This is a genomic window from Polynucleobacter sp. HIN11 (genome assembly GCF_030297675.1).
Lineage (GTDB): Bacteria > Pseudomonadota > Gammaproteobacteria > Burkholderiales > Burkholderiaceae > Polynucleobacter.
In genome coordinates, this window is record NZ_AP028142.1 from 783,728 (window position 1) to 807,479 (window position 23,752).

General features: G+C 50.2%; 19 protein-coding genes and 2 tRNA genes. 17 read left to right on the forward strand and 4 right to left on the reverse strand.

Going from position 1 to position 23,752, the window contains the following annotated elements; translation table 11 throughout:
• The first annotated feature begins 39 nt into the window (after positions 1-39).
• Positions 40-1,125, forward strand: a complete 1,086-nt coding sequence (alr, locus tag QUE60_RS04185; protein ID WP_286224727.1) for an alanine racemase — start codon at positions 40-42, stop codon at positions 1,123-1,125.
• Here the strand turns inward: alr and QUE60_RS04190 are convergent.
• Positions 1,118-1,942 carry an outer membrane protein assembly factor BamD gene (locus QUE60_RS04190; RefSeq protein WP_286227383.1) on the reverse strand — a complete coding sequence of 275 codons (825 nt, stop codon included), beginning with the start codon at positions 1,940-1,942 and terminating at the stop codon, positions 1,118-1,120. The two genes, alr and QUE60_RS04190, sit on opposite strands and share 8 nt — an antisense overlap.
• A 35-nt stretch (positions 1,943-1,977) precedes the next feature.
• Between QUE60_RS04190 and QUE60_RS04195 the strand changes: the two genes are divergently transcribed.
• The 7 genes from QUE60_RS04195 to QUE60_RS04225 all read left to right on the forward strand — a co-directional run bounded on the left by QUE60_RS04195 (position 1,978) and on the right by QUE60_RS04225 (position 9,578).
• Positions 1,978-3,012 (forward strand): RluA family pseudouridine synthase, encoded by a 1,035-nt coding sequence (locus QUE60_RS04195; RefSeq protein WP_286224631.1) that lies wholly within the window; start codon positions 1,978-1,980, stop codon positions 3,010-3,012.
• Positions 3,009-3,800 carry a peptidoglycan editing factor PgeF gene (gene pgeF, locus QUE60_RS04200; RefSeq protein ID WP_286227384.1) on the forward strand — a complete coding sequence of 264 codons (792 nt, stop codon included), beginning with the start codon at positions 3,009-3,011 and terminating at the stop codon, positions 3,798-3,800. The genes QUE60_RS04195 and pgeF overlap by 4 nt, the downstream gene beginning before the upstream one ends.
• Before the next feature lie 142 nt (positions 3,801-3,942).
• The gene (gene phaC / locus QUE60_RS04205) at positions 3,943-5,559 is read left to right on the forward strand and encodes a class I poly(R)-hydroxyalkanoic acid synthase (protein ID WP_286227482.1); all 1,617 of its coding nucleotides are present in this window, start codon (positions 3,943-3,945) and stop codon (positions 5,557-5,559) included.
• 29 nt (positions 5,560-5,588) lie between these two features.
• Positions 5,589-6,329: a 3-ketoacyl-ACP reductase gene (locus QUE60_RS04210; protein WP_286224633.1), complete on the forward strand. Its 741-nt coding sequence runs from the start codon at positions 5,589-5,591 to the stop codon at positions 6,327-6,329.
• Between the two features lie 44 nt (positions 6,330-6,373).
• Entirely contained in the window at positions 6,374-6,934 is a 561-nt protein-coding gene (gene phaR / locus QUE60_RS04215; RefSeq protein ID WP_286224634.1) for a polyhydroxyalkanoate synthesis repressor PhaR, read from the forward strand.
• Positions 6,935-6,983: 49 nt separating this feature from the next.
• Positions 6,984-8,342, forward strand: coding sequence for a 30S ribosomal protein S12 methylthiotransferase RimO (gene rimO / locus QUE60_RS04220; protein WP_286227385.1), 1,359 nt, complete (start codon positions 6,984-6,986; stop codon positions 8,340-8,342).
• Between the two features lie 51 nt (positions 8,343-8,393).
• A complete protein-coding gene (locus tag QUE60_RS04225; RefSeq protein WP_286224636.1) occupies positions 8,394-9,578 on the forward strand; it encodes an acetyl-CoA C-acyltransferase family protein in 1,185 nt (394 codons plus the stop codon).
• Positions 9,579-9,581: 3 nt separating this feature from the next.
• On the opposite strand, the gene serB is transcribed toward QUE60_RS04225, so the two are convergent.
• A complete protein-coding gene (serB, locus tag QUE60_RS04230) occupies positions 9,582-10,454 on the reverse strand; it encodes a phosphoserine phosphatase SerB (RefSeq protein ID WP_286227386.1) in 873 nt (290 codons plus the stop codon).
• Between the two features lie 13 nt (positions 10,455-10,467).
• Complete coding sequence (mfd, locus tag QUE60_RS04235; protein WP_286227387.1) at positions 10,468-14,082, reverse strand: transcription-repair coupling factor; 3,615 nt, start codon at positions 14,080-14,082, stop codon at positions 10,468-10,470.
• A 46-nt stretch (positions 14,083-14,128) separates the two neighbouring features.
• Here mfd and ispD point away from each other — a divergent pair, with 46 nt between their 5' ends.
• The 9 genes from ispD (at position 14,129) to QUE60_RS04280 (ending at position 23,085) form a co-directional block, all read left to right on the forward strand.
• On the forward strand, positions 14,129-14,884 hold the full coding sequence (ispD, locus tag QUE60_RS04240) for a 2-C-methyl-D-erythritol 4-phosphate cytidylyltransferase (RefSeq protein WP_286227388.1): 756 nt from the start codon (positions 14,129-14,131) through the stop codon (positions 14,882-14,884).
• 9 nt (positions 14,885-14,893) lie between these two features.
• The gene (gene ispF / locus QUE60_RS04245) at positions 14,894-15,388 is read left to right on the forward strand and encodes a 2-C-methyl-D-erythritol 2,4-cyclodiphosphate synthase (RefSeq protein ID WP_286224640.1); all 495 of its coding nucleotides are present in this window, start codon (positions 14,894-14,896) and stop codon (positions 15,386-15,388) included.
• Between the two features lie 53 nt (positions 15,389-15,441).
• Positions 15,442-15,528, forward strand: a tRNA-Leu gene (locus tag QUE60_RS04250).
• A gap of 51 nt (positions 15,529-15,579) precedes the next feature.
• On the forward strand, positions 15,580-16,911 hold the full coding sequence (tig, locus tag QUE60_RS04255) for a trigger factor (RefSeq protein ID WP_286227389.1): 1,332 nt from the start codon (positions 15,580-15,582) through the stop codon (positions 16,909-16,911).
• A gap of 30 nt (positions 16,912-16,941) precedes the next feature.
• On the forward strand, positions 16,942-17,559 hold the full coding sequence (gene clpP, locus QUE60_RS04260; RefSeq protein WP_108508366.1) for an ATP-dependent Clp endopeptidase proteolytic subunit ClpP: 618 nt from the start codon (positions 16,942-16,944) through the stop codon (positions 17,557-17,559).
• 15 nt (positions 17,560-17,574) lie between these two features.
• Positions 17,575-18,939 (forward strand): ATP-dependent Clp protease ATP-binding subunit ClpX, encoded by a 1,365-nt coding sequence (clpX, locus tag QUE60_RS04265; protein ID WP_286227390.1) that lies wholly within the window; start codon positions 17,575-17,577, stop codon positions 18,937-18,939.
• 158 nt (positions 18,940-19,097) lie between these two features.
• Positions 19,098-21,530, forward strand: coding sequence for an endopeptidase La (lon, locus tag QUE60_RS04270; protein WP_108508368.1), 2,433 nt, complete (start codon positions 19,098-19,100; stop codon positions 21,528-21,530).
• Positions 21,531-21,556: 26 nt separating this feature from the next.
• Positions 21,557-21,632 (forward strand) — tRNA-Val (locus QUE60_RS04275).
• Between the two features lie 13 nt (positions 21,633-21,645).
• Entirely contained in the window at positions 21,646-23,085 is a 1,440-nt protein-coding gene (locus tag QUE60_RS04280; RefSeq protein WP_286227391.1) for a peptidylprolyl isomerase, read from the forward strand.
• 3 nt (positions 23,086-23,088) lie between these two features.
• Here the strand turns inward: QUE60_RS04280 and QUE60_RS04285 are convergent, their stop codons facing one another.
• Positions 23,089-23,751 carry an arylesterase gene (locus tag QUE60_RS04285; protein WP_458574798.1) on the reverse strand — a complete coding sequence of 221 codons (663 nt, stop codon included), beginning with the start codon at positions 23,749-23,751 and terminating at the stop codon, positions 23,089-23,091.
• Position 23,752: the final 1 nt, after the last annotated feature.

Genomic DNA, 23,752 nt, shown 5'->3' on the forward strand with positions numbered 1-23,752 from the left:
TGCTTCATTTACTAGATTAGAGCATGAAAGGGGAGATTTCTGGAACGCCCGATTCTGGCAACGATTGACACTGCTGCATTAGGCCACAATTTAAGGCGGGTCAGAGAACTCGCGGGTAATTCTCGCATATGGTCTGTGGTTAAAGCCCGCGCCTATGGCCATAGCCTAAGGGCGGCGTTGGCAGGACTTTCGCAGACCGATGGATTTGCGGTCTTAGATCTCGATGATGCCCGCTGGTTGCGGTCGCAGGGCTGGACCAAGCGCATTTTGCTGTTAGAGGGTCTTTTCCAAGAGGGTGATATTCCTTCGGTGATTGAGCTGGACTGCGATGTGGTGGTCCACAACCCCAATCAAGTGACTTGGCTTGAAAAGCAAGCCCATCCCGTCACCATCTTTCTCAAACTCAACTCTGGAATGAATCGTCTTGGATTTCGACCAGAAGCGTATCGATTAGCCTACCATCGGCTTCATGCCGCCGGGCACCGCATGAACCATATGACTCACTTTGCAAATGCCGACTACGTTGATCGCGAGCCCTCAGTCGGTGCTCAAATGGAGTGCTTTACCAAGACGATCGATGGATTAGCGGGTGAGACCTCGCTGGCTAACTCGGCAGCGGTCTTATGGCATCGTAACGCCTTAGGTGATTGGGTCCGTCCCGGGATTATGTTGCATGGGATTTCTCCATCGGGTCAGTTTGCGGATATTGCCCATGCCAATTTGCAAGCGGTGATGACCCTATCAAGTTCCATCATTGCGATTCAAGATCTAGAGCCGGGCGACGCAGTGGGTTATGGATCACGATTCCGAGCAACTGGGCGGATGCGAATTGGTGTGGTTGCTTGTGGCTATGCGGATGGTTATCCCCGTCATGCAAAAGACGGCGCCCCCGTCTGGGTTTATGCGGATGATCCAAGCCAATCACGGCTTTGCCCGATTGCGGGCCAGGTCTCGATGGATATGCTAACCATTGATCTCACCCATGCGCCCTGGGCAACCGTCGGCACCAAAGTAGAGTTGTGGGGTAAAAACTTGCATGTCGATGATGTGGCAACACACGCCCAAACGATTGGCTACGAACTGGTATGCGCGATTGCGCCTCGGGTACCGCTCGAAATTATTTAGTGATCCAGAACTGCCACCACTTGCGCTCTTTCTGAACGCGCTTGCCCGTTTTAAAGATCTGACTATCAGGGAAATTGAGCTTAAAGACCCGCATGGCATCAGAGCTTAAGTCATACATCCCCAAGGCTTGATAGGACTGAACCAAAATGAAGAGTGCTTCCTCAACCGCTGGCGCACGATCGTAATCCCGAATCACGAGCTGCGCACGGTTGGCAGCAGCTAAGTATGCGCCTCGATCGTAATAGTAGCGTGCCACAATCACATCAGCCTCTGCTAAAGAGTTGACGATGTAGCGCATGCGATCAAGTGAGTCGGGGGCGTATTTACTGTTGGGGAAGCGTTCCACCACGACCTTGAAGGATTCAAAGGCCTCTTTGGCTGCCTTGGGATCACGTTCACTCAGATCTTGTCCCGTGAACTTTCCTAAAAATCCTAAATCGTCATTGAAGGTGATCAGACCCTTGAGGTAATACGCGTAATCTAAATTGGGGCTACCTTGGTGCAACTTAATGAAGCGATCGATTTGGACCATTGCTTGGGCAGGCTCCTGGGCTTTCCAAAAGCAATACGCGGAATTAATCTGAGCTTGCTGGGAGTAGGGACCAAAGGGGAAGCGCGCCTCCAGTTTCTCAAAGTACTGACCGCACTTATCAAAATCATTCTCATTCATCTTGTCGCGCGCCTCGGTGTACAGCTTCGCCTCGGACCAGCCCAAGGTTTCATCGGTGCTGGTATTCGCGCATGAAGTGAGAAGCATTACAGAAGAAACTAGCGAAGCGAGAACAACAAGCCTTAAACTAGCACGATGGTGCCCCATAGGGGGAATTGATAACACAATAAGGTCCTTCCAGCGTGGCATTGCCGCAAACTCCTGATCCGAATCCCTCTGATTATATCGATGATGAGGATTTCATTGCGCTTGAGATCCCGGATGCATGGGCGGGAGAGCGTTTAGATAAAGTCTTAGCCCATTTTTTAACCGACTACTCCCGCAATCGGATACAGGCATGGGCCAATCAAGGAGCGGTCCTAGTTGACGGCAAGGTCGTTAAATCTCGCCAGATTTTGCGAGGCGGTGAGGCGATTCGTGTCTTTCCACAAGAGATGCCGGAGCAACATGCATTTGAGCCAGAAGATATTCCACTCAATTGCATCTATGAAGATGATCATCTCTTGGTCTTTAATAAAGCGGCTGGGATGGTAATGCATCCCGCGGCTGGCAATTGGACTGGAACGGTACTCAATGGTCTACTGTTTCATTACCCGGAGCTCGCTCAGTTACCTCGTGCTGGGATTGTGCATCGACTCGATAAAGACACCTCTGGTCTCTTTGTGGTGGCTCGAACGGCATTGGCCCAAACTGCCTTAGTACGACTATTGCAAGATCATTTAGTGGAGCGGCGCTATCTGGCCTGGGTGTGGGGCGATACTCCATTACACGGCACAATTAACGCTGCCTTGGCACGTGACCCACGCGATCGACTCAAGATTGCCGTGGTGCCTGCCGATTCTAGAGTAGCCAATGCCAAAGCCGCACGCACCCATTACAAACGCTTAGCGCTGGGCGCCTACCAACAGAGTAAGGTCTCATTGTTGGAGTGTCGCTTGGAGACCGGTCGAACCCATCAAATTCGCGTTCATCTTGAGTCTTTGTCTTATCCATTATTAGGCGACCCGGTATATCGCAAACGAATCCCAGCGGCTGCGAGTCAATTGTTCTTAAAGCGCCAAGCCCTCCATGCGTTTGCGTTGGAGTTTGTCCATCCAAGCACACACGAACCGATGCGATGGTTTGCTCCCATTCCAAATGATCTCTTAGAACTGCATGCGCAAGTGCACATGGATGCCGCAGATCTTCCCAAACCATTTGATGATTCTTCCTCATGAGCCCGCTTCGTATTCTGAGACCCGATTGGCCGGCACCTACTAATGTGCATGCCTTTACAACCACCCGGCAAGGTGGCTTTAGTCAAGCACCATACGATCAATTCAATCTAGGGGCATTTGCTGGCGAGGATCTAAAAATTGTGCAACAAAATCGGGCCTTGCTAAACGCCTTATTACCGCAAGCACCATTTTGGATTAAGCAAGTGCATGGTACCGATGTGGTCTTAGCAAAAGGCATTCACGAGGGCATCGGCGATTGCATCATTGAGGCGGACGCGAGTGTGACGACGACTCCGCAAACCGTGTTGAGCATCTTGGCCGCTGACTGCATGCCAGTGCTCTTTACCAATCGATTGGGAACGGCTGTCGCTGCTGCACATGCGGGTTGGCGTGGGTTATGTGCCGGTGTTCTGGAAAATACGGTAGCCAAACTTCTCAAAGAGTCCTCAAGCACCGCATCCGATGTGCTCGCATGGATTGGTCCGAGCATCTCGGTGGCACATTACGAAGTGGGCGGTGAAGTGCGTGCTGCGTTTATGGAGTCAGCAGTGCAATTTGATTATCTACTCGACGATGCATGTTTTATTCCTAATCAGACCTCAAGCCATGAGAAGTATTGGGCCGATCTGCCACGAATTGCCAAATCCCGCCTGCAAGCCTTGGGTATTGGTGCTGTCTATGGCGGCGATTTATGTACCTTCAGTGATCCTGAACGTTTTTACTCCTATCGCCGTGAAACCCCCACGGGACGCTTTGCTAGCTTGATTTGGTTCAATCCGAAGCCCTAGCAATCAAGGTAATTGCCGCATCTCAGCCCAGCGATCCTGATAAATGCTAGGGTTAGTGCTTATAACCCTTGCGTCATAATCACCTGAGAATAGAGACGTACTGATTAGATTGATTGACACTTTTAAGAAGATCACCATCATCATGAATTTGGGTAATTCACCAAGCTTGGCCCCGCAATACATGGCCATGATTCCCCCAGACAAGCTCTCCGAAATTCAAACCAAATATCTCGAAGACCTTGGTAAATTGGGTAAAGATCCCAGCGCATTGGAATTCAAAGACCGACGCTTTATGGGCGAGGCTTGGCAAAACCCTTGGAGCAAAGCACTAGTCTCCACCTATTTATTGAATGCACGTTATCTCAATGAGCTCGTGCAAGCCGTGCAGACCGATGCTAAAACTCGACAGCGCATTGAGTTTGCGACCAATCAAATGATTGATGCCTTATCGCCCTCAAACTTCTTGGCCACCAACCCAGAGGCATTGGAGACTATCCTCAAGACCCAAGGTCAATCGATTCAAAAGGGGATCTTGAACTTATTGGGTGATCTTGGCAAAGGAAAGGTGAGCCAAACCGATGAGAGTGGCTTTGAGGTGGGTAAAAATTTGGCACAGACCGAAGGTGCGGTGGTATTTCGGAACTCGCTCTTTGAATTGATTCAGTACAAGCCTCTCACTGATCAGGTTTATGAGCGACCATTCTTAATGGTTCCCCCGTGCATTAACAAGTACTACATTCTAGATTTGCAACCTGATAACTCTGTAGTGCGTTATATGGTGAGCCAAGGGCACACCGTATTTTTGGTCTCCTGGAAAAATCCAGACGCCAGCATGAATCGCATTACCTGGGAGGACTATGTGGGTACTGGCGTGCTCGAAGCAATTCGGGTTACGCAGGAAATCAGTCAACAAGACAAGATCAATATTTTGGGCTTCTGTGTGGGCGGTACTTTAGTGAGCACCGCACTCGCAGTGCTGGCTGCACGTAAACAGGATCCTATTGAAAGCCTGACGCTTTTGACCACCTTATTGGATTTCACGGACACAGGCATCCTCGATGTCTTTATTGATGAGTCCTTGGTCAATCTGCGTGAGAAATCCATCGGCGGTGCTGAAGGGCGTTATGGCCTCTTATCTGGTTTGGAGTTAGCCAATACCTTCTCCTTCTTGCGACCCAACGAGTTGGTGTGGAACTATGTGGTGGATAACTACCTCAAAGGTAACTCGCCACCGCCATTTGATTTGCTCTACTGGAATGGGGACTCCACCAATTTGCCTGGCCCGATGTATTGCTGGTATCTGCGCCATACTTACTTGCAAAATGATCTAGCCAAACCGGGCAAGCTCAAGGTCTGTGGGGAGAAGATTGATCTAAGTAAGATCAAGGTCCCTGCTTACATCTACGCATCACGTGATGATCACATCGTGCCATGGCACTCGGGTTATCAGAGTACTCAAATTTTGAAGGGGCCGATTCGGTTTGTGATGGGGGCCTCGGGTCATATTGCGGGTGTAATTAATCCTCCGCATAAGAAGAAACGCAATTATTGGACTAATTCTGATTTACCAAAAACCGCGGATGCATGGCTCAAAGGTGCCAAAGAAGTGCCGGGTAGTTGGTGGCCCGACTTTACCGAGTGGCTCGCTCAATATGGTGGTAAACAGATTCCTGCACCGAAAAATTATGGGCATGGCAAGTACAAAAAATTAGTTGCAGCACCTGGCACCTATGTGAAAGAAAAGGCGCAAAAGGTTTAATCGATTGATTTGAATACAAGGAGAAGATGATGGCACAACGGATTGCATACGTAACAGGTGGGATGGGCGGAATCGGCACGGCGATCTGTCAGCGTTTATCCAAAGGCGGCTTTAAGGTGATTGCTGGTTGCGGCCCAAACTCGCCCCGCAAGGATCGTTGGATTGGTGAGCAAAAAGCCTTGGGTTATGAGTTCATTGCGTCTGAGGGTAATGTATCCGATTGGGAGAGCACCAAAGCAGCCTTTGAGAAGGTCAAAGCCGAGGTAGGTCGGGTTGATGTCTTGGTGAACAATGCCGGCATCACTCGGGATAGCGTGTTTCGGAAGATGACCCCTGAGGATTGGAAGGCGGTGATTGATACCAATCTGAACTCGCTCTTTAATGTAACCAAGCAAGTGATTGATGGCATGATCGATAACGGCTGGGGCCGGATCATTAATATCTCCTCGGTCAACGGTCAGAAGGGTCAGTTTGGTCAAACTAACTATTCCACTGCCAAGGCAGGCTTGCATGGCTTCACCATGGCGCTAGCCCAAGAGGTTGCTAGCAAAGGGGTGACCGTGAATACCGTTTCACCAGGCTATATTGCGACAGATATGGTTAAGGCAATTCGGGAGGATGTGCTTGAGAAGATTGTCGGCACAATCCCAGTGAAGCGCCTGGGAACCCCCGACGAGATTGCCTCAATCTGCGCTTGGATTGCCTCAGACGACGGCGCCTTCTCAACCGGCGCCGACTTCTCGGTCAATGGGGGGATCCATACAGGCTAAACTAAGGTAAATTCTGCATTGCAACAGCGAGCAAGGGAATCACCATGGCTACACGAACAAAACGGGCTGGCGATGAGCGCCTAATCAAAAAGTACCCCAATCGGCGTCTCTACGATACCCAGACGAGTACCTATGTAACTCTTGCTGACATTAAGCAGTTGGTTATGGCGTCCGAGAGCTTTAAGGTTCTCGATGCTAAAACCGATGAGGATCTGACCCGCAGCATACTTTTGCAGATCATTCTTGAGGAAGAGGCCTGCGGGGTGCCACTCTTCACGACCCAGATGCTGCAGCAAATGATCCGTTTTTATGGTCACTCGATGCAAGGGTTGATGGGGAGCCATTTGGAGCGCACCATGCAATCCTTTATGGATATGCAGCAAAAGTTAGCGGAGCAATCCAAGTCGATGACCGGTGGTGGTACTGAAGCCTGGACCCAAATGATGAACTTGCAAAATCCTTTTATGCAAAATTTGATGACCAACTATATGGATCAGAGCAAGGACTTATTCCTAAAAATGCAGGAACAAATGCAAGGCTCGAACCAACTCTTTACTGGCTTCCCATTCAAAGGCAAATCTGACACATCGGATTCCAACTCCTAAGCACGGGGCTTAGAGACTTTCATTACATCATTAAGATCGGGCATTATTCGTGGTTGCAAAAGTAGGATTTGTTTCATTGGGGTGTCCCAAAGCATTGGTGGATTCTGAGCTCATCTTGACGCAGTTAAGTGCCGAAGGTTATGAGACCGCAAAAGACTATGCTGGGGCCGATCTGGTGATCGTCAACACCTGCGGCTTTATTGACTCTGCAGTGGAGGAAAGTCTGTCTGCGATTGGAGAAGCCCTCACCGAGAACGGCAAGGTGATCGTGACCGGTTGCCTAGGTGCCAAGAAAAATGCCGATGGTAGCGATCTGATTACTAGCATCCATCCCAAAATATTAGCGGTAACTGGACCACATGCAACCGCTGAAGTCTTGCAAGCCGTACATACCCATTTACCCAAACCGCATGACCCATTTTTGGATCTTGTGCCTCCGGCTGGGATCAAACTAACGCCAAAGCATTACGCTTACCTAAAAATTTCAGAGGGTTGTAATCATCGTTGCAGCTTTTGCATCATTCCAAGCATGCGAGGCGATTTGGTATCGCGTCCCATCGGCGATGTGTTGCAAGAAGCACAAAAACTTTTTGAGTCGGGAGTTAAAGAGCTCTTGGTGGTTTCGCAAGACACGAGTGCCTATGGTGTGGATATTCAGTACCGCACCGGTTTTTGGGATGGCAAACCCATTAAGACCCGTCTTTACGATTTGGCACTTGCACTTCATGAGCTCGCCATATCGCATCAAGCCTGGGTGCGGATGCATTACGTGTACCCCTATCCGCATGTTGATCAGATTTTGCCGATCATGGCTCAATTCAAGGATACGGGATTTGGACTCTTACCGTATCTTGATATTCCATTTCAGCATGCACACCCAGATGTCCTCAAGCGCATGAAGCGACCCGCCAGTGGTGAAAAAAATCTGGACCGAATCCAGTCATGGCGTGCGATTTGTCCTGACCTGGTGATCCGCAGTACCTTTATTGCTGGATTTCCCGGGGAGACCGAAGAGGAGTTTTCAGCCTTATTGCAATTTATGGAAGAGGCGCAAATCGATCGAGCCGGATGTTTTGCTTATTCACCGGTGGAGGGTGCTACTGCGAATGCGCTCGACAACCCTGTCCCAGAGCCCATTCGCGAGGAGCGGCGCTCTCGCTTTATGGCGCTTGCTGAGGAGCAATCGAGCCGGCGCTTACGGCGATTAGTCGACCAACGCATTCGGGTATTGGTTGATCATGTGACCCCAGAGGGTGGGATTGGTCGGAGTGCGGCCGATGCCCCAGAAATTGATGGGATTGTGCGAATTCTTGCACCCAGCAAGCCTTCCAAGCGGTATCGGGTTGGGGAGTTTGTAAAGGCAACCGTCCTTGATACGCAAGGGCATGATCTGATTGTGCAAGTGTAGATAATGAGCTAAAACTAGCTATTGGGCTAATCTGTAAAGAAGGGAACAATGATGAGTCGTGAAGTCGTGGTCTTAAGTGCAGCGCGTTCTGCAATCGGTAGTTATGGCGGCAGTCTCAGTGGCATGGAGCCATCAGAGTTGGCTGGTGTGGTGATGAAAGAAGCCGTTGCCCGTTCTGGCGCCGATCCTGCCAAGATTAATTATGTGACGGTCGGTAATACTATGCCAACTGACTCACGCTACGCTTATGTCTCTCGCGTGGCTGCAATTCAAGCGGGGCTGCCAATGGATTCGGTCGCGATGGCAGTGAATCGTTTGTGCAGTTCTGGATTGCAAGCGATTGTGACCACTGCGCAAGGCATCATGCTCAATGATTATGACTATGGTGTGGGCGGTGGCGTTGAAGTGATGTCGCGTGCAATGTATGGAGCCACTGCAATGCGCAATGGTGCACGCATGGGCGATACCAAAATGATTGACCTGATGGTCGCCGTTCTCACAGACCCTTTTGGTGTGGGTCATATGGGCATCACTGCCGAGAACTTGGCTGAGAAATGGAAGATTACACGCGAGGATCAAGATGCCTTTGCTGTTGAATCCCATCGCCGTGCAGCAATAGCAATTAAAGAGGGTCGCTTTAAATCCCAAATCGTACCGATTACATTAAAGACCCGAAAGGGTGATGTGGTGTTTGATACCGATGAGCATTGCAAACCGGATACCACCATGGAGACCTTAGCGAAGATGAAGCCTGCCTTCAAAAAAGAGGGTGGCACAGTCACCGCAGGAAATGCATCGGGTGTTAACGATGGTGCTGCCTTCATGGTCTTGGCTGCGGCTGATGTGGCTGCCAAAGCTGGACAAAAGCCAATCGCACGTTTGGTCTCTTATGCAGTCGCTGGTGTACCCAATCACATCATGGGTGAGGGCCCCATTCCCGCAACCAAGATTGCTTTGCAACGCGCTGGATTGACTCTAGACAAGATGGATGTGATTGAGTCCAATGAAGCCTTTGCTGCTCAGGCAATTGCTGTCACCAAGGGATTAGGTTTGGACCCAGCAAAGACCAATGTGAACGGTGGTGCAGTTGCCCTTGGTCATCCGGTAGGTTGCACCGGTGCTGCGATCGCCACTAAAGCCATTTATGAATTGCATCGCACCAACGGTAAATACTGCTTAGTCACCATGTGTATTGGTGGCGGTCAAGGCATTGCCGCGGTATTTGAGCGACTCTAAGCCTTAGAGCAGTTCGAGGACTGCATCCAAGCCGACGTTGTCTAAAGCGACGTCGGCTTTTTCTTTAACAATCGCCTTGGCGCGATAGGCGACGCTCAAACCGCAGTCGGCCATCATCAATAGATCATTGGCGCCATCACCAATCACAATTGCAGCGCGCTTATCGAGATCAAAGTGTGCACACGCCGCTTCCACAAACCGATTCTTGGCCGCTCCATCCACAATCTCACCTAAGACCTTACCGGTGAGTCGATCATTCACAATCTCTAGCTGATTGGAGTGCGTCTCGCACAAGGCAAGGCGTTCTTGCATGCGATCGGTAAAGAATGTGAATCCACCCGAAACCAGTAGGGTGTGCATATCACGTTCATGCGCACCGCTGATCAAGGGCTCGGCTCCGGGATTGAGTTGTAAGCGTTCCTCATAGACCGAATGCAAAGCCGAGATGGACGCACCCTCTAATAGGGCAACACGGCGACGCAAGCTCTCAGCAAAGTTTGGGATCTCGCCACGCATCGTGGCCGCAGTAATTTCTGCGACCGCTGCTTTCTTGCCAGTAAAGTCAGCAATTTCATCAATGCACTCAATATTGATTAAGGTCGAGTCCATATCCATGGCCAAGACTTTCAGTGTGCTTGGATTAAAGCCAGTAGGTAGAATGGCCAAATCACAACCACGCTCTGCACAATACTGGCGCAGACCATTGCGTTCGAATGCTTCAATCTCGCGCATTAATAAAAATCTCCCCGCAGTATGCTGAAAATCAATCCCCAGGGTTTGCATAGCACGTTCTAAGCCTGAAACGAGTTGGGGATCAGTCGCTTTTGATCCTAAGATCTGCAAACTGGGGAAGGGGTGAGACGATGAAAACACCATAAATCAATTATGCCTAAGCGATCGATGAGAGCGCAGGAGTTGGTAGAGGATGTGCCGAGGCCACCAGAGCCGTGCTTAAGAGTTTCATGAGCTGTCGAATCGCTTCGATGCGCTGCTCAAGCTGATCAAACGAGGACCCCTTAGTAGGTAAGTATTTAATGCGATCTTGGCCATTGAGTTGCACCTGAGGGTTGGATTGCACCAAACGAATCAATTTCACGGGATCCAATGGAGGGTGTGCAATAAAACTTACCTGGATGCCATTTGGACTCGCATCCATTTTCTGAATGCCGTAGAGAACCATTTCAAGGCGTAGCCGATGGGTCTCGTAAAAGGCTTTGGCAGGATCAGGTAAGTTACCAAAGCGATCCACAAGTTCTTCACGCAACTGGCTCAACTCATCAAAGGCTTCACAGCTGGCAAAGCGTTTGTAGAGCGATAGGCGTTCATGCACATCGGGACAATAATCCGCAGGCAGGAGAGCGGGTGCCCCTAAATTAACATCGGTCACCGCTTGCATGGGTGAGAGGAGATCGGGCTCCTTACCACTGCGTAAGGACTTGACTGCGCGATTGAGCATCTCGGTATACAGCTGAAAGCCAATTTCATGAATCTCACCCGATTGCTTATCACCCAATACCTCACCAGCCCCACGGATCTCTAAATCGTGCATAGCAAGATAAAAACCAGAACCGAGTTCTTCCATCGCCACGATCGCGTCTAGGCGTAAACGTGCTTGCTTCGTGAGTGCATCTGGATCAGGTACTAATAGATAAGCATAGGCTTGGTGATGCGAGCGGCCCACGCGACCGCGCAATTGGTGGAGCTGCGCCAAACCAAACTTATCAGCGCGATGCATGATGATGGTATTGGCGGTTGGTACGTCAATCCCGGTTTCAATGATGGTGGTACACAGCAAGACATTACTGCGCTGCGTGACAAAATCTCGCATCACGGCTTCAAGCTCGCGTTCGTGCATTTGGCCATGCGCCACGGTAATTCGGGCTTCGGGTAAGAGCATCTGTAAGGCTTGCTTGCGATTCTGGATGGTCTCCACCTCGTTGTGTAAGAAGTACACCTGACCACCACGTTTGATCTCGCGTAAGACCGCTTCCCGAATCACACCATCACTCTCACGTCGCACAAAGGTCTTAATGGCTAGACGTTTCTGAGGAGCAGTCGCAATCACCGAGAACTCACGCAAGCCCTCGAGCGCCATACCTAAAGTGCGCGGTATTGGAGTGGCAGTGAGTGTGAGGATATCCACCTCTGCACGCAATGCCTTCAAGGCATCTTTCTGACGCACACCAAAGCGATGTTCTTCATCAACAATTACCAAACCAAGGCGCGCAAATTGCGTCTCTTTGGAGAGGAGCTTATGGGTACCAATCACAATATCAGCCTCACCGGCAGCAATCGCAGCTAATGCCGCACTGATCTCTTTAGCAGTCTTAAAACGTGAGAGCTCCACAATCCGAACTGGCCAGGCGGCAAAACGATCTTTCCAGGTGGCAGCGTGTTGCTCAGCCAGTAGGGTAGTGGGTGCCAGAATCGCCACTTGTTTACCACCCATCACCGCCACAAAGCTAGCGCGAAGTGCCACCTCGGTTTTACCAAAACCCACATCGCCACAAACCAAGCGATCCATCGGCTTGCCGCTAGTCATATCGCCAATCACTGCAGCAATCGCATTCGCTTGGTCCGGCGTTTCTTCAAAGCCAAAGCTCTCTGCAAACGCGGCATAGTCATGTGCCGAGAACTCGAAGGCATGACCTTTGCGGATTGCTCGTGCGGCATAGAGATTGAGAAGCTCTGCTGCCGTATCTCGTATTTGCTGAGCAGCCTTGCGCTTGGCTTTATCCCACTGACCAGAGCCCAATTGATGCAAGGGCGCTGAATCCGGATCGGCCCCCGCATAGCGCGTGACCTGATGCAGTTGTTGGACTGGCACATACAAGGTTGCATCGTGCGCGTAGATGAGATGCAAAAATTCCTCGAAGGCGGGTGCTTCTTTAGGACCCGCCATATTGAGTAATACCAAGCCCTGGTAACGACCAATGCCATGTTCGACATGAACCACAGGGTCGCCGACCTTGAGCTCGGATAAATCCCTAAAGAGGGTATCGGGATCGGTATTGCTGGTTTCCTTACCCCGACGCTGACGCGCCGTTTGCGTGAAGAGCTCAGCCTCCGTAATGATGAGTAATTGCTGGGGTTGCCATACAAAGCCATTAAAGAGGGGAGATACGCAACACCCAAAGCGCTCATCACCTTTTACAAAATCAGCGATGGTGTTTACACCCTGTGGGTGTAAAGCAAACGCTGCATCTTCAGAAGACCCTAAATTACTCTCTTCAATGAGTTGCCGAATTGACTCGAGTCGTCCTGCACTCTCTGCACAAATTAGGATGCGCCATTCATTTTGAGAAACTAATTGCCGCAAGCGCTTGAGGGGATCGGCATCGCGTCGATGAATGGCGACATCTGGTAATTGGGTAAAGACAGGTTCCGTCGTTGAATCCAATGCGGCTTGCGTTTGGAGCACAAAGCGCGGATAGGACTTCGCAATCGTATAAAACTGCTCTAAGCTCAAGAACAAATCCTGAGGCTTTAGCACAGGACGCTCGAGATCGTGCTTTAGAAAAGCATAGCGTTGCTCGGTATCTTTCCAGAACTGCGTGATACTGGTTTCAATATCACCCACATAGCCAAGACAAATATCGCTGCGACTATCCTCTTGATCGCTGCGTACAAAGTAATCAAAGACGGTGGCGGTCTCATCAAAAAACAGCGGCAGGTAAGACTCAATCCCCGCCGTCGGAATTCCAGTACTTACATCCTTGTAGATTGAGCAGCGCGTTGGGTCTCCCTCAAAATACTCCCGCCAGCGCCCCCGAAAGGCAGTGCGTGAGGCCTCATCAAATGGAAACTCATGACCAGGCAATAAACGGATTTCTTTCACTGGATACAAGCTGCGTTGCGTATCTGGATCGAAAGCACGGATATGTTCAATCTCATCGCCAAAGAGATCGAGGCGATAGGGTAGGGATGACCCCATTGGGAACAGATCAATTAAGCCACCCCGAATGCTGTACTCGCCAGGGCGCATCACTGCACTAACGGGATCGTAACCTGCCTGTTGCAATTGCAAACGCAGAGCCTCTTCATTTAAGCGCTCGCCTTGGCAAAAGAAAAAAGTATGAGCGGATAAAAATGCGGGTGGGGCAAGCCGCTGCAATGCGGTGGTCACTGGCATTAGGATCAGATCGCACGTGCCGTTTTGCATTTCATAGAGAGTGGCCAAGCGTTCGGAGATTAAATCTTGATGCGGTGAGAAATGATCGTAGGGCAGGATCTCCCAATCTGGCAGTAAGCGAATGCGCAATTGCGGAGCAAAGCTCGGAATCTCCTCCAGTAAGCGCTGGGCATCGGTCGCATTGGCGCAGAGCACCACAAACTGGCTGTAATTGCTGCGATAGGCGCCTGCCATTTGTGCGAGAAGCGCGGCATCGGCTGAGCCAACAATGGAATCGAAGGTAAAGCGCTGCCCCGCCCGTAGCACGGGAATAGGGGGTGTAAGTAAAGCAGCAGGCCTTGGCGCTGCCGCTGGATTGACAGCATCCGACATCTAGAAGCATTATAGAATCAGGTATGTATCCCATTCTGAACCTGCCATGGCAACACTAACTAAACCTTGCCATGCCGTATTGCCCTCTGCGGGCATGGGCGTACGCTTGGGTGGCGATCAGCCTAAACAGTTTCGGCATTTGGCAGGTAAGCCCATGTTGCTTTATGCCTTGGATGCTTTCTTTGCCTGCCCTAAGGTGAACTCGGTCTGGATCGGCATGAGTCCTGGCTCAAACTCTTTGATTCATGACCTTAAATCACGTTACCCTCATCCGGTTAAACGCTTTGAATTCCTGGAAACAGGTGGCCCCACTCGGCAGCAAACGGTCTTAAATACACTTGCGGCAATGCTTGATCTAGGAGTTGATCCGCAGGATTGGGTATTAGTGCACGATGCAGCCCGCCCAGGAATTACCCCTGAATTGATTGCCAGGCTCATCACTTTAGTCAAAGCTCAAGAGCAAACTGAGAGTCACCATCAGACATTGCAATCCGGTGGTCTCTTAGCAATGCCGGTTGCCGATACGATGAAAGAGACCACGCACGATGCGATGCGTGCCAAGACGACGATTGATCGCTCGCATCTGTGGCAAGCACAAACCCCACAGATGTTTCCTCTCAAAGTGCTCCATGACGCATTAAGTCAGGCCATTGAAGCGGGGGCCAATATTACCGATGAAGCGAGCGCGATTGAGCGCTTAGGTGGGCAACCTCTTTTGGTCGAGGGTGCTACCCGGAACTTCAAGGTAACCCATCCTGCAGATTGGGAGTTGATGGAGCTAGTACTCAGTGAGCGTCGGTAAAATAGTGCCATGACAAGCAGCATTCCATTTCGGATCGGGCAGGGGTATGACATTCATGCTCTGGTACCCGATCGCAAATTGATTCTGGGGGGAGTAACCATTCCCTATGAAAAGGGTCTGCTTGGTCACTCGGATGCTGACGCACTCCTGCACGCCATTACCGATGCACTCTTGGGTGCCGCTGGTCTGCATGACATTGGGCAAATGTTCCCCGATGACGATGCGCGCTTCAAAGACATGGATAGCCGAGTGCTACTGCGAGCAGCCTTACAAAAGGTCCAAGCTGTGGGGTATCAGGTTGGCAATGTCGATGCTACTGTCATCTGTCAAAAGCCAAAATTAGCTCCGTATATTCCGGAGATGGTGCGCCACATTGCGAGCGACCTGAAGGTGACCGACAGCCACATTAATTTGAAAGCCAAAACCAATGAATCCCTAGGCCATCTGGGTCGGGGTGAGGGAATCGCAGTCCACGCCGTGGCTCTCCTCTATAAGGCATTGTAGAATCTACCTTTTACGTGAATTCTGAGCCGGTTCGTGTCTGCATCGCTGAAATAGCGAGGATGGCGAAATTGGTAGACGCACCAGGTTTAGGTCCTGACGCCAGAAATGGTGTGGGGGTTCGAGTCCCCCTCCTCGCACCACACGGCTGCTTGGCTTAGTCTTCACATCTAACCTTCATTAAAGAGGCTGCAGTGCAAATCGAAAACTTAGGTAGCTTAGACCGCAAAATTACTCTCCAATTTAATCGTGCTGATGTGAACCAAGCACGCGAAGCACGTTTAAATAAGATTGGTAAATCCATGAAGATGCCTGGCTTTCGTCCAGGTAAGGTGCCCAAGAAAATGGTGGAGCAGCAGTATGGCCTGCAAGTAGATTTTGAGGTTCAGTACGACAAAGCCTCGCAACTCTTTTATGAGGTCAGCAAAAAAGAAGGAATCAAATTAGCTAGCCAGCCCCGCTTAGAACCCAAAAGTGAGATTGGTGCCGACGAAGTGGTCTTCGACGCTTTCTTTGAGGTCTTGCCGGAAGTGAAGATTGGGGACTTCAGTGGCTCCGAATTAACCCGCTACACCACCGATGTGAACGATCCAGAAATCGATCGCGCATTGGATGTGTTGCGTAAACAGCGCGTGCATTACCACTCGCGTGGTGAGGCAGGCGAGCATGGTGACGGCGGTGCTGACACGAGTGCTCAAAAAGATGATCAAGTCACTCTTGATTTTGTGGGCACGATTGATGGTGTGGAGTTTGCAGGCGGTAAAGCCGACGACTTCAAATTCGTAATCGGTGCCGGTCAGATGTTGCCCGAGTTTGAGGCCGCAGCCTTAGGTCTTAAAAAGGGCGAGAGCAAAACCTTCCCTTTAAGCTTCCCAGCGGAATACCATGGTAAAGAAGTGGCAGGTAAAACAGCTCAGTTCACAATCACCATCAAGGATGTCGCCTGGCCTCATTTACCTCCTGTTGACGATGAGTTTGCCAAATCCCTTGGGATTACCGAAGGTGGCGTCGAGAAGATGCGCAGTGAGATTAAGGCCAATATGGAGCGTGAGGTGAAGCGGCGCAGCGAGGCTCTCCTTAAGAATCAGGTCATGGAAGAGCTAATCAAGCAATGCCAACTCGATGTGCCTAAATCACTAATTACCAGCGAGCAAGAACGCTTAGTAGAAGGCGCGCGTCAGGACCTGATGCAACGCGGCGTCCCCAATGCAAAGGATGCGCCGATTCCTGCCGAGATGTTTGCTGAGCAGGCTGACAAGCGCGTGCGTCTTGGATTGATTCTGTCGGATCTTGTCAAGCTTCATAACTTAACCGCGACCCCTGATCAAATTAAAGCGTCTATCGAAGAGACTGCTGCAACTTATGAAGATCCCAAAGAGGTGGTGCGCTGGTATTACAGTGATCCGAGCCGCCTCAAGGAGGTCGAAGCAGTGGTTCTCGAGGAGAACGTGGTGAAGCACATTTGTAGCCTCGCGAAGGTAACCGACAAATCGGTTAGTTTCGAAGAGCTCAGCAAAATGAGTTAATCTAGTACAAATGATCAATCTAGAAAGTCAATGAGCATGAGCGCACTTGAGACCCAAGCCCTTGGTTTAGTCCCGATGGTGGTAGAAACCTCCGGACGAGGAGAGCGTGCCTACGACATCTACTCACGTCTATTAAAAGAGCGGGTGGTGTTTCTGGTGGGTGAGGTCAATGATCAAACCGCCAACTTAGTGATTGCGCAATTACTATTTCTGGAGAGCGAGAACCCCGACAAGGAGATCTCGCTTTATATCAATTCTCCTGGTGGATCGGTCTCTGCTGGTTTAGCAATCTATGACACCATGCAATTTATCAAACCCCATGTGAGTACCTTGTGCATGGGAATGGCTGCCAGCATGGGCGCCTTCTTGCTGGCCGCTGGTGAAAAGGGCAAGCGCTACGCCTTGCCCAATGCTCGCGTGATGATTCATCAGCCATTAGGTGGTGCACGCGGTCAGGCCTCCGATATTGAGATCCAAGCTCGCGAGATCTTGTACTTGCGCGAACGCTTGAACACGATCTTGTCGCAACGCACAGGCCAAACGATCGAGACCATCGCTAAAGATACCGATCGCGATAATTTCATGTCAGCTGAGCAAGCACGTGATTATGGCCTGGTTGATAAAGTGATCGATCAGCGCGGTAGCTAATACCTAGATTAAGCGATGAGCGAAACTACCACCACGGATAAAACGCTGTACTGTTCCTTCTGTGGCAAAAGCCAGCATGAGGTCAAAAAACTAATTGCTGGCCCATCGGTGTTTATTTGTGACGAGTGCATCGATCTATGCACCGATATTATTCAAGAAGAAATTGCGAAAGAGCCGCTGGCTAACAAAGGAGATGCCTTACCATCCCCTCAAGAGATTCGCTTAAACCTTGATCAATATGTAATCGGTCAAGATCTCGCCAAGAAAACCTTAGCAGTCGCTGTTTACAACCATTACAAGCGCTTATTGCATCTGCCCCCACCGAAAGTGAAGAAGGCGGAAGGCGACAAAGCGGAAGCACCTAAAGATAATAAGAAAACGGCCGCCCAAGCAGGCAACAACAAGCCACTGGTCGATGGTGTGGAGTTAGCCAAGAGCAATATTCTATTAATTGGCCCTACTGGTTCCGGCAAAACCTTGTTGGCACAGACCTTGGCCCGCATGCTGGATGTGCCCTTTGTGATGGCCGACGCCACTACATTGACCGAAGCTGGATACGTGGGCGAGGATGTTGAGAACATCATTCAGAAGCTCTTGCAAAACTGCGACTACAACATTGAGAAGGCCGAGCGTGGCATTGTGTATATCGATGAGATCGATAAGATCTCTCGTAAATCGGATAACCCATCGATTACCCGTGATGTCTCGGGTGAGGGTGTGCAACAGGCTCTACTCAAGTTGATTGAAGGCACGATGGCCTCAGTACCCCCCCAAGGCGGACGCAAACATCCTAATCAAGATTTCTTACAGGTCGATACCACCAACATCCTCTTTATTTGTGGTGGCGCCTTTGATGGCCTAGAGAAAGTTATTGCGCAGCGCACCCAAAAGACGGGTATTGGTTTTGGAGCAGAAGTTGCTGCCAAAGACAGTCGAGGTATTGGCCAGCTCTTGGCAGAAGTAGAACCCGAAGATCTCATCAAGTTTGGTTTGATTCCGGAGTTAATTGGTCGTTTACCAGTACTTGCAACCTTAGCGGAGCTTGATGAAACCGCCCTGGTCGCCATTTTGACCGAACCTAAAAACGCACTGGTAAAGCAATACCAAGCCTTGCTTGGGATGGAGGGTGTGGAGTTAGAGGTTCGCCCCGAGGCCTTAAGTGCGATTGCGAAGAAGGCGATTGCTCGTAAAACTGGTGCCCGAGGCCTGCGATCTCTGCTCGAAGGCGTGCTGATGGATGTGATGTACGAACTTCCATCGATGAAGAATGTCCAAAAAGTTGTGATTGACGACAGTACCGTGCAATCTGGCGCTAAGCCTTTGATTGTGTACAAGCAGGGTGGCGATGACGCGGAGTCATCCCTAAGCAAAAAGGCTTAGGCCTTTGTCATAAAACTCTCTGAAATTAAGCCGTTTTTGCAAAATTAACCCTAATTTGGGGTATTTTTGATCTTTTTTGTATGATTGGTATTGAGTTTTTCGATGAACTCCCCACATAGGTAGTATGCTAGTCATAGAACTAACTGGAGAACAACGCAATGCCAGGACAATTATTACTTCCTTCTGAACCCATCCAGTTACCTTTGTTGCCCTTAAGGGACGTGGTGGTCTTTCCCCATATGGTGATCCCATTGTTTGTGGGTCGCCCCAAATCGATTAAGGCCCTTGAGGCCGCGATGGAGACCGGTAAGAGTGTCTTGCTGGTGGCACAAAAAGCCGCCGCCAAAGATGAGCCCTCGGTTGAGGACCTGTATGAGGTGGGCTGCATTGCCAGCATCCTGCAAATGCTCAAACTCCCGGACGGTACCGTGAAGGTTCTCGTTGAAGGCTCGCAACGGGCTGAAGTCAGTCAGATTGAAGATAGCTTGGGCTACTTCAGTTGCGAGGCCACTCCTAAAGAGATTGAGGTGGTCGACGCGCACGAGACTGAAGCACTGCGCCGTGCGATCATGGCTCAGTTTGATCAATACGTCAAACTTAATAAAAAAATCCCCCAAGAGATCTTGGCATCGCTTGCAGGAATTGATGATCCCAGCCGCTTAGCCGACACCATTTGCGCGCATTTGCCAGTAAAACTTGAGCAAAAGCAGCGCCTATTGGAAATGAACGGTGTGATGCAACGCTTAGAAAGTCTCTTAACAGATCTTGAGAGCGAAATCGATATCTTGCAAGTTGAGAAGCGGATTCGTGGTCGCGTGAAGCGCCAGATGGAAAAGAGTCAGCGCGAGTACTACCTCAACGAGCAGGTGAAAGCCATTCAGAAAGAACTGGGTGAGGGCGAAGAAGGCGCAGACCTTGAAGAGCTGGAGAAGCGCATTAAAGCGGCACGCATGCCCAAAGAGGCTTTGAAGAAGGCCGAGTCTGAGCTCAAGAAATTAAAACTCATGTCACCGATGTCGGCAGAGGCGACGGTGATCCGTAACTTCATTGATACCTTGGTGAACTTGCCATGGCGCAAGAAGAGCAAAATTAATAACGACTTGAGTAATGCTGAAAAGGTATTGAACGAGGACCACTATGGGCTCGACAAAGTCAAAGAACGTATTCTGGAGTACCTTGCGGTTCAGCAACGGGTAGATCGCGTGAAAGCACCCATTCTATGTTTGGTTGGACCGCCCGGAGTCGGTAAGACCTCGCTTGGACAATCGGTTGCACGCGCAACGAACCGTAAGTTTGTGCGCATGGCCTTGGGTGGAGTCCGGGATGAGTCGGAGATTCGGGGGCATCGTCGTACCTATATTGGTTCAATGCCAGGCAAGATTCTGAGTAGTCTCACTAAGGTTGGTGTTCGTAATCCATTGTTCCTACTTGATGAAGTGGATAAGATGGGTATGGATTTCCGTGGCGATCCCGCGAGCGCTCTGCTTGAGGTTCTGGACCCAGAGCAAAACCATACCTTCCAAGATCACTATGTTGAAGTGGACTTTGATCTCTCGGATGTGATGTTTGTGGCAACTGCCAATTCACTCAACATCCCGGGGCCCCTGCTCGATCGCATGGAAGTAATCCGCCTAGCCGGTTATACCGAGGATGAGAAACTCAGTATTGCGAAGAACTACCTCATTCCAAAACAAAATAAGAACAATGGCTTGAAAGACGGTGAACTCACCATTGATGAGAGCGCAATTCGGAACATCATTCGTTATTACACGCGCGAGGCAGGTGTTCGTGCACTCGAGCGTGAGATTAGCAAAATCTGCCGCAAGACCGTGAAGATGTTGCTCCTCAAAAAAGAGAGTGCACCGATCAAAGTCGATGCTGATAATCTCGAGAAATTCCTATCGGTACGCATGTTTGACTTTGGCTCCGCCGCAAAGGAGAACCAAGTTGGGCAGGTTACGGGTCTGGCATGGACAGAGGTTGGTGGTGATTTGCTCACGATTGAAGCAGCTCTGATGCCAGGTAAAGGCACGATCACTCGTACTGGCTCCATTGGTGATGTGATGAAAGAATCCGTCGAGGCTGCCAGAACGGTGGTGCGCTCGCGCGCCAAGGGACTCGGTATTGTGGATGAGGCCTTTGAGAAGAAGGACATTCATATTCACTTCCCGGAGGGTGCCACCCCCAAAGATGGTCCATCGGCAGGTATTGCAATCACCACCGCACTGGTCTCGGTATTTACCGGAATCCCTGTACGTTCAGACATTGCCATGACTGGTGAGATCACCTTACGAGGCGAGGTCCTTCCAATTGGCGGCCTGAAAGAAAAACTCTTGGCAGCACACCGTGGCGGGATTAAGTTGGTCCTGATTCCGGAAGAGAACGTCAAAGATTTAATTGATATTCCGGATAATGTGAAGAATGCGATCGAGATTGTCCCAGTTCGCTGGATTGATAAGGTCTTGGAACTTGCCTTAGAGCGCAAGGCCGAGCCTCTACCCGATCCCAGCCCTGAGGAGTTAGCTAAAAAGGCCGCCGAGGCTGCTAAGCAAACCAGCAGCCCTGCGAGTGGAGACGTCATCAAACATTAAGTTACAATCTCGGTTGTCAGTTTTACGGGTGCTTAGCTCAGCTGGTAGAGCGTCTGCCTTACACGCAGAATGTCAGCGGTTCGATCCCGTTAGCACCCACCATTCTTTTTAATCCATGCTCGACTCCGTTCGTAAACACCAAAAACTAGCTCAGATCATTCTGTTGATCTTTATCGTCCCATCATTTGCGCTCTTTGGTATCTCGAGCTATACGGATTTCTTTGACAAAGATACCGATTTGGTCAAGATTGATGGCAAACCCATTACCACCCAAGAGGTGGATAACAATGCTAAGCGTCAAGCCGAGCGATTTGGTGGAACTACTCAGATTGCGCAGAGTTTGCCCTTCCGACAAGCCGTATTGGATGAGTTGATCCAGCAGCGTCTCTTGGCATTTGCCGTGCGCGACCTCAAACTCAGTATTAGCAATGCCTACCTCAGTCAAAGCTTAGCGCAGATCCCAGAGATCAAAGCCATGTACAAACCCGATGGTAGTTTTGACTCTGCCCGCTATCGTCAACTATTAGCCAATGTGGGCATGACCGTTGATCAATTTGAGAACGCTCAACGCTTTGATCTCATGATTCAGCAACTGGTTACCGCAGTGGCGCGTACCGAGCTACCAAATCCAAAATTAGCGAGCATGATCTCAACCATGTATGAGACCGAACGTCAGGTTCAATCTTTACGATTTACTGCCAATGAGTTTGTAAATAAAGTGAACCCAACCGATGCTCAACTGCAGGAGTATTACCAGGCTAATACCAAACTCTTTGAGTCTCCTGAGACCATCGATGTGGAGTTCCTGGTTCTCAAAGCCGATCCTAAAGAAGACGCTAAGGTATTTAATGACAAGGCTGATCAGTTCGCCAACATCACCTATGATCAAGCTGACAGTCTTAAACCAGCAGCGGATAAATTAAAGCTCTCCATTCAGTCGGCCAAAGGGGTGGGGCGTAATGGTCAAGCGAGTCTTTCCAAAGATCATCCCATGAATGACCGACGCGTGGTGCAAGCGCTATTTAATGATGAAGCACTCAAGAACAAACGTAATATCGAAGCAGTACAAATTGCCCCTGGCACCTTTGTATCGGCGCGCGTAGTAACGTTCAACCCCTCTAAAGTTTTACCCTACAAAGAGGTGAGTGCTGAAGTGCGCCGTCAATACAGTCTGAAGGCTGCCCAAAAACTAGCAGCCGAAGCAGCAGGCACGCGCTTTGAGGCCCTACAAAAGAACCCGAATGACACCAATGGTTTTGGTAAGCCAGTATGGGTCTCGCGTAATAAGCCAATCGATCTGATTGGCCCACAACTCGATGCGGTCATGGCGGTTGATCCAGCCAAACTACCTGTCGTGGTATCTGCTCAAGGCTCGGATGGCGGAATCACTTTGTATCGCATTGATCAAGTGCGCCAACCACCAGCTGCAGACCCTAAAATGAGAGCTGCACAAGCACAGCAAATGGAAGCTCTTGCAGCCCAAGCTGAGTTTGCAGCCTTCCTCAATCACATGCGCATCTTGGCGGATGTGAAGGTTATCAATCCTCTGAAGTAATAATCAATTGGTTTTAAGAAGCTCTCGATACGGTTCGAGAGCCTTCCAAACGTTGTTAAACAGGATTGGTTGTGCCTGTTCATTTGGATGAATCCGATCCGCCTGAAATAACTCAGGCCGGGTAGCGACACCCTCCAGAAAAAATGGCAGCAGGGGAACTTGCTCCGACTGCGATAGGGTTACAAATAATCGCGCAAACTGTTTGGTGTATTCCTGACCATAATTGGGAGGGATTTGCATCCCTACGAGCAAGACCTCAGCACCACTTTTCTTACTCATCACGATCATCTCTTTGAGGTTTTTCTGGGTAGCCGCGAGCGAGAGTCCTCGCAAGGCATCGTTGGCGCCAAGCTCAATAATCACTAAACGAGGTTTGATACGTTTTAAGAGATCTGGCAGACGACTTAAGCCACCTGCAGTGGTCTCACCGCTAATGCTGGCATTGGCAACTTGCCAAATACTGCCATCCTTACGTAATTGATTTTGGAGTAATCCCACCCAACCGGTGCCGCGTGGCAGTCCGTACTCTGCAGAAAGGCTATCGCCCAGAACGAGGAGTTGTGGAGTCGCGCTTGGGGTCTTAGCAGTTTGTGCCTGCACGGGTGCAGCACTGACGAGTAAGATGGAGGCCAATCCAACAATAAATTGTTTAAACAAAGGATTCACA